General features: G+C 47.7%; 3 protein-coding genes. 1 reads left to right on the top strand and 2 read right to left on the bottom strand.

Features of this window, described 5'->3' with window-relative positions; all coding sequences use genetic code 11:
- Positions 1-268: 268 nt before the first annotated feature.
- A complete protein-coding gene (locus tag ACTIE0_RS23285) occupies positions 269-463 on the top strand; it encodes a hypothetical protein (protein ID WP_039932137.1) in 195 nt (64 codons plus the stop codon).
- Here ACTIE0_RS23285 and ACTIE0_RS23290 read toward each other — a convergent pair.
- The gene (locus tag ACTIE0_RS23290) at positions 458-1,216 is read right to left on the bottom strand and encodes an MBL fold metallo-hydrolase (protein WP_006668152.1); all 759 of its coding nucleotides are present in this window, start codon (positions 1,214-1,216) and stop codon (positions 458-460) included. The two genes, ACTIE0_RS23285 and ACTIE0_RS23290, sit on opposite strands and share 6 nt — an antisense overlap.
- Positions 1,217-1,385: 169 nt before the next feature.
- A complete protein-coding gene (locus tag ACTIE0_RS23295; RefSeq protein WP_006668151.1) occupies positions 1,386-3,599 on the bottom strand; it encodes a phosphoketolase family protein in 2,214 nt (737 codons plus the stop codon).
- Positions 3,600-3,898 lie beyond the last annotated feature (299 nt).

Below are 3,898 nucleotides of genomic sequence, written 5' to 3' on the forward strand. Positions count from 1 at the left end.
GACAGTCCCGGACGAAGCCAGAAATAAACATCAATATCCGGCTATGTCCGGTTTTGTTTAAGTTTTATAGAGCAGACATAGATATTTTATATTTGCAATTTACACTGATGACCCTAGCCCGGATGCAAGGGTATTTATGATCGAACAAGCTGGCATTCTCGCCACGAAAATTGCTACCAGTGTGATCTAGTATATCAAAAAGTAGTGAAAAGGGGGTTGACACGGCGGCGCTAGTCGGCTATGATAGGAGTATATCACATAATTAGATGTGAGCCAAAATAATATTTTCGCAACTATCGCCATTATCTTATACTGTAGCACGGACTCCCTGAAAAAGATAGGGTTTTCTGAAAAAAAAGCGCGGGGGCGCGCCCAGAAAATTTTTTTTTGCCACCTAGGTTTACTTTTCCGAAATTCCCGGCTGGGGAAAAATGCGATCGCCTCTATGGAAAGCCAACTATAAATCAATAGCAAAACGTTCACCCGCCTGCGGATTAAGCACGCGAGTTTTCAGGTTATTGCGAGCGATGAGAGAGCGAAAATCTTCTAGGTTTCCGACTACCTTTAAAGCGGCAACTAATAATCCCTCATAGGAGACATCACCAGCGGCGGCGGTTGGTAATATCACCTGTGGCTGTACCATTTTGGTTAACTCTAGGGCGGATTTTGTGCCGCGAATAATGGGACCTATCAAGGGTAAAGCCAAATCCATAATAGGAGTAATTACGACATCAATGGGAGCCAATTCTTTCAAAGTGGGGGAATGATAGCCGTGGGGTTCATAATAGAGACTGTGGTGAGTAGTAGTATCAGAGATAACATAGCCATTTTCCACCAAAGTCGGACCAATAGGGAAACCGGGAACCGCCCTAATTTCGAGGCTCGCGCCCAGTTTAAAAGTCTCCCCATGATTCAAAGAATGAACCTGAGTATAACCCAATTCTCGCACCACCTTAGCCGCATTAGGGGAAGCGACGACGGGAATATTTTTATCGAGTATTTTTAAGGTAGGAATATGAGCATGATCTTCCAACCCCTGAGACAGAAGGATAGCATCAATGCGATCGGGAATGGGGCGAGTTTTCTGTTTTTCCCCTTTAAATAACCAGGGTAAATTACCAAACACCAAAGACCCCACCAACCAAGGGTCAACCAGGATAGACTTACCAGCCATCTCCACTAACCAAGAGTTACTGTCCAACCAAGTTAGATACATAAGGCATAATTGCAGATTACATCAAGATTATATTGTGACACCAATCAGAGCTTGAAGGGTGTCGAGTCCTAGGAAGAAGTAGGAAGAAGTAGGGGGGGGTCGGGGAGAATGACGGAAAACGGGAATACTCCTCCCCCCCCAACGGACACGCAGGGAAAACCAGTTAAACCTAGTGGATTAACTCGATCGCTCTTTTAGTCAAAGTCTCAGCAGTCAAGCCATTAAAAGCCATCAACTGACCCGCACTAGAAGTAGTTTCTCCCCGTTTCCAGGCGAAAGTATCGCGGCGGACACTACTACGCAACATAATCGGTTCCAGCATCAAACTAGCGCCGCCTGTCACCCCAATCAAAGCATCCCCACCAAACAAATTATCGAAGAGTTCATCACTGATAAAATCGCCATCAGGTTCGGAACAAGTATCCCAAGCGACATCAGTAGGACGATACAAACGGCGGGGGTTAATCACGGAGACAATGCGAGTACCAATTCCCTCAGTTTCCAGGTAAGCCGCCGCCTCAAAAACGGGGATTAAAGTCATATCTCCAATGACAGCAAAAACGACAGTTTTATCACCTTTGACTTCTTCCAAAATCACGGCTCCATCTCGCAAGCCTTGGCGGGTTTGTTCAAAGGTAGTACGAATCGGTAAAGGAGACTTACTAGCAGTAATAGTAATGCCCTTATTTTTAGTATTGAGTGCCCATTGATAACAGACCTGGATACTATTAGCATCTGGGGGAAACAGAGCGAAAACATTACCGTTGCGTAACATAGCGGCAAAATAAGCCTCAATTTCCGGGCGTTGGTGAGTCCAGCCGTTGCGTCCCTGTTCCAAAGCGCCGGCGGTAAATAAGGTAATGGTGGAGGGGGTGAGGTGGCGCAACTCAGCCATAGCCTGGGTGACAGTTTGCCAAATTGGTAAACCATTAATAGCAAAAGACTCGTAGGAACACCACAGGGTCCGTGCGCCCATTAAGGCTAAACCTGCAGCCATTCCGGCGCAAGCGTCTTCACTGAGTGGCTCATAAACCTGTCCATTGGGTCCCTGGAAATAGGTATCATCAGGGGTAGGGTGAATAATTTTCAGGGCTTGGTTAATGTTGTTAATACCGGAAGCGGCGTTACCATCGGCGTTGGTGACGAGAAAATGGGGGTCTTTTTGGCCAACATGACCAACGATCGCCCCCATAGCGGTAGTTGCGACTTTCGGATCACCGCCGACTGTATATTCTTCTAAGGGGAGTGTACCCAAATCGGCGATCGGGTACTCAAACTCAGTTACGACTGTCTTAGAAGCGGGACCACCGCCTGCTCGTTCAATGTTTTTACGCACCAACTCCCAAGCGGCTACTGGTAGCGATCGCTCCTGGAGGGCCTTAATAATATGGGGACTGTCGAGGGTATCTCCGGGATAGAGATTATGGGATTTCGCACCCCGGGCATGAACACCGGCCCCTTTGAGTTGTTTAATAATAAATACGGTCAATGTACCATTTAGGGCGGATTTTGCCGCTTTGTCTACTGTTTCCATCACCGCCTGGGTGAAAGCCATGCGCCGATCAATGGAAAAAGCGGTACTATCAACATAATCTCCGGGTTGGTTTTGGTCGTCGAAGTCTTTAGCATCGACTAGCAAGACTTCTTTGAAGCCGTTACCTTTCCAATAGGCGATCATTTCCTCATTAGTTTTAGTGGAGACCATGCTGTGATGTTCCTGGCTGTAGCCATTCCAAACTAATATGGGCAGGAAGTTGGTTACATTAGGATAGGCTGTGTTAAAATGCGCCATGCTGCTCATGGGGTAAGGCTCTCCCATACCACCATCACCTAGGGTGAAGGGGAAGAGTTTGTCCCTGTGTAAGAGGGCGGCGGCCATGGCGAAATGCTGACCTTGTCCTAGGGGTCCGGCGGGGTTCAGTAGACCGGGAATATAACCGGAAAGATGCCCCAGCAGTCCGTGCATTTCCCGGAAGCGATCGCGCAGTTGTTGCACGGTGTAGATTTCCATGTCTTCTAAGGAGCGATCGAGGAAAACCGCGCTATAGAAGCCTGGCGCATGGTGTCCCACTTCCGTAATAATATTTTTATAACCCAGCATGACTAAGGCTGCATAGGCTTCCGCTTGGCTGGCGAAACCCCCTGGGTGTCCTGATGCTTTACTACCTGTTACCTGTAGAATTAAGTACCGCAGCGCGTCCGCGTACAGCAGGGTTTGATATACTGCTACGGGGTCTTTAGGGTCGGAAATAGCCACTTTCCCCTCAGCTATGGCTGGCTTCTGACCGTAAGTTTCTAATCTGGGGAATGTTTCGCTAAAATACTGGATGCCCTGACAAAATTCGGGAATGGCGGAAACGGGTTTTGATGTGGTTGCGGTCATGCTTTATACCTAATTGTCTTTCCGGTTTTGATTAATATGGTAATTTATTTTACCGAACAATTGGGCGAATTTCTCCGGCTAAAGGCGGTGGGTCAGATGAACAAAATTGGCCGTTGACCCGATAGGTTATCCCTGTGACGCGCCCTACGAGGGTGATAATTATTAATTGTAGAGGCGGGTTCTGCTGTTAGTTCTCCCACCCCACCGTTTGCTTAGAAACCCGGTTTCTTGACCACGATAGGGGCGGTGCGTCAGATGAACAAAATTGGCCGTTGACCCGATAGGTTATCCCTGTGACG

Origin of the sequence: Limnospira sp. (assembly GCF_051859755.1) — a bacterium.
GTDB lineage: Bacteria > Cyanobacteriota > Cyanobacteriia > Cyanobacteriales > Microcoleaceae > Limnospira > Limnospira fusiformis.